The sequence below is a fragment of the Spongiactinospora gelatinilytica genome (genome assembly GCF_003236385.1).
GTDB lineage: Bacteria > Actinomycetota > Actinomycetes > Streptosporangiales > Streptosporangiaceae > Spongiactinospora > Spongiactinospora gelatinilytica.
In genome coordinates this window covers 1-2,706 of the sequence record NZ_POUA01000609.1, presented here as the reverse complement: position 1 = coordinate 2,706, position 2,706 = coordinate 1, and the positions used below count along the sequence as shown (strand labels likewise).

Sequence of the window (2,706 nt, the reverse complement as noted above, 5' to 3'; positions counted from 1 at the left end):
CACCAGGGATGGCCCCCCTACATCCAACGATGTACCCCCGCCGGGACCCGCCCGCGAACCACGACCGGCACTACCACCAGCGAGCAGATGGTAGAGTCTTCACGTTGCCAAGAGGCGGCGAGCGGCTGTAGCTCAATGGATAGAGCATCTGACTACGGATCAGAAGGTTAGGGGTTCGAGTCCTCTCAGCCGCGCACCAGGTCAAAGGCCACTTCCGATGATCGGAAGTGGCCTTTGTCGATCTTCTGCGGCAGTAGTGGGCGGGCCTCGGCGGCCGGCCTGTATCCGGACAGGCTCGTCATCCGTAATCCAGGTGGGCTGTACGGTCCTGTGACGATTGATTCGCTGGGGACCAATACGCTCTCGTCGTCTCGCAATCGTGCGCTGCTCGAAATCCTGGAAGACACCCCCATGGGCGATGGGCATATGGTCTGCGAGAACCGCGGAACCGGCATCGCACGGATGAGATATGCGCTCACCCAGGTTGGCATGGAATCCCCCACCTTCATTGATGAGATCGGCATATTCCAGGCAGAGTTCCCCAACCACACGCTTTTGGATCCAGAGGCCCTGGACTGGCTGAGTTCCGTGTCAAGCCGCCCGCTGACCAGGTCGCAAATGACGGCGCTAGTAATGATGCGGAACGGAAGTGATCTCACGAACGGCAGCTTTCGGGCTGCGACGGGCGTGCTGGACGGCAGGGCTGCCTCAAAGGAGTTGAAGGAGCTCGTTGAACTGGGGATAGTCGAGCAGATCGGTACCCGGGGATCTGCGCATTATAAGCTCACTGCTGGCGCCGATGATTTGGGTCTCACCATTGATGGCGCGGGCGGCGAGGAGACCGATGGCTTCCCTGAAGCCACGCCTGCAAGCCTCACCCCACTACAAGCCAAGGTGTACGACGCCCTCGAAGACGGGCCGCTTTCGAGGGCCGATATCGCTGAGCAGACCGGCCTCGGGCCCCAACAAGTCATCAATCTTCTCACCGTGCTCCGTCGGAAGCGACTGGTAAGGATGATCGGGGCAAGCGCGATCCAAATCCGCTACGTGGCAAAGGATAGATCGCCCCGATGATTGAGGCGGCCTCCACCGGCGCGGAATTTGGCGGCGGCGGCTGGGTTGCCCGGGTATGAAGTACTTCAGTACCACCACACCTACCTGCGGCGGCGGACCGATCGGCCGACGTTGCGCTCGCCGGACGGCGACATCGGTGTGGTGGACGGGAACCTGCTCGGCTATCTGCGGGCCGAGCCCGCGCTCGCGCTGGTCGCGTACTCGCCCCTGCTGGGCGGCGGCTACGTACGCGAGGACAAGCCGCTCGACGCCGCGCTCGACCACCCGGGGACGGCCAGGCGGCTCGCGGCGGTGCGGGAGGTGGCTAAGGAGATGGGGGCGAGCGTCAATCAGGTGGTGCTCGCCTGGCTGATCGGCGGCGACATTCCGATGATTCCGCTGGTGGGGGCCTCATCCGTGGCGCAACTGGAGGAGAGTCTGGCCGCTGTGGACCTGGAGTTGACGGCGGAGCAGCGGGCCGGGCTCGACGCCGCGTACTGACGCGCACGGCTCAGCGCACCAGGCCGGACAGGGCGGTGATGACGACCATGGCCACCAGCGCGATGCCGATGAGGATGACCTTGCCGGTGACGGTGGTCCGCCGGTACTGCCGCTGCCAGCGTTGTGCCCGGTCGATCGCGCGCTGGGCCTGTAGCTGCCGGATCTTCTCGCGGTCCATACAACCGATTATCGCTCTCAACCCGGGCGGGTGCCGGGCAGGATTTCCACGCGTATGTCGTCCTCTTCCTTGAAGACGAACGCCCGGCCGTGGCCCTGCTCCCACTGAGCCGCGGTGATCTCGGGGATCAGGTAGTAGGTCTCACCCCGGATGAGCAGCAGGTGTAAGCCTAGATATCGGTATTTGTAGGTGCCCTTGCCCAATGACTCGCGCCGCACCATGGGGGCGTTGAGGGCGAGCGTGTCGGCGGTGTAAAGGGCCACCTGTGGCTTGTAGGGGAGCGAGTCCATGAGGATGCGGGCCGAGCGTGCGCCGCGTTCCTGGGCGTACAGCGAGGTCATCCACAGCAGGCAGAAGATGGAGATCGTGACGGCTGCGGCGTAGCCGATCCGGCCCAGGGCGGTGCGCCGGGACGGCCAGGTCAGCAGCAGGGAACCGAGGGTGATCAGGATCAGCAGGAGGTTGGTGCCGATGGCCCGGCCGTGCAGGGCGGCGACGGCCAGGACCAGGGCGATGAACGTGATGACCGCGCCGACGCCGGTGACGTTGCCCAGCGGGCGTACGGCGCGGTGCGAGCGGAGGGCGGCGGCGAGCGTGCGCAGCCGGGCGGGCAGCAGGCGGGGCAGGCTCGCCCGGTGCGTGGCCGCGGCGAGGATCAGCGGGGCGGCGGCCATCCAGGGCAGGAACTCGGGGGTGAAGAGGTTGAGCCCGAACAGCGCGTACTCGTCGGGGCGGAAGTTCAGGCTCGTCGGCCGCAGCAGGAAGGGGCGCAGGTAGCCGTCCAGGTAGGCCCAGCCCATGTAGATGAGCACGGCCGCGCCCGTGGCGACCAGCAGGGTGATCATCCCTGCGACGTCGAGCGGGCGCGGGTTCTCGGCGACCGGCGGATCACTCGTCATTGCGGCGTGGACGCTTCCGGTGGCTGCTCGGGCCCGCCGTCGTCGGGGGGTGGGGCGGTGGCGCTCTCCGGGATG

4 protein-coding genes and 1 tRNA gene are annotated in these 2,706 nt (G+C 66.3%); 3 read left to right on the top strand and 2 right to left on the bottom strand.

The genetic code is table 11. The features are described from left to right. The first annotated feature begins 121 nt into the window (after positions 1 to 121). The 3 genes from C1I98_RS37620 (at position 122) to C1I98_RS37610 (ending at position 1,554) form a co-directional block, all read left to right on the top strand. A tRNA-Arg gene (locus C1I98_RS37620) sits at positions 122 to 194 on the top strand. A 40-nt stretch (positions 195 to 234) separates the two neighbouring features. Beyond that, on the top strand, positions 235 to 1,074 hold the full coding sequence (locus C1I98_RS37615; RefSeq protein WP_111172018.1) for an ATP-binding protein: 840 nt from the start codon (positions 235 to 237) through the stop codon (positions 1,072 to 1,074). A 45-nt stretch (positions 1,075 to 1,119) separates the two neighbouring features. Further along, positions 1,120 to 1,554, top strand: a complete 435-nt coding sequence (locus C1I98_RS37610) for an aldo/keto reductase (protein WP_233508529.1) — start codon at positions 1,120 to 1,122, stop codon at positions 1,552 to 1,554. Between the two features lie 10 nt (positions 1,555 to 1,564). Here the strand turns inward: C1I98_RS37610 and C1I98_RS42275 are convergent, their stop codons facing one another. Beyond that, on the bottom strand, positions 1,565 to 1,732 hold the full coding sequence (locus C1I98_RS42275; RefSeq protein ID WP_158558376.1) for a hypothetical protein: 168 nt from the start codon (positions 1,730 to 1,732) through the stop codon (positions 1,565 to 1,567). A 17-nt stretch (positions 1,733 to 1,749) separates the two neighbouring features. Further along, on the bottom strand, positions 1,750 to 2,706 hold a 957-nt coding region (locus tag C1I98_RS37605), incomplete at its 5' end, for a hypothetical protein (protein ID WP_233508528.1).

Excerpts from the sequence above, each read along its gene's own strand:
- C1I98_RS42275 (WP_158558376.1), bottom strand. The coding sequence starts at position 1,732 with ATGGACCGCGAGAAGATCCGGCAGCTACAGGCCCAGCGCGCGATCGAC.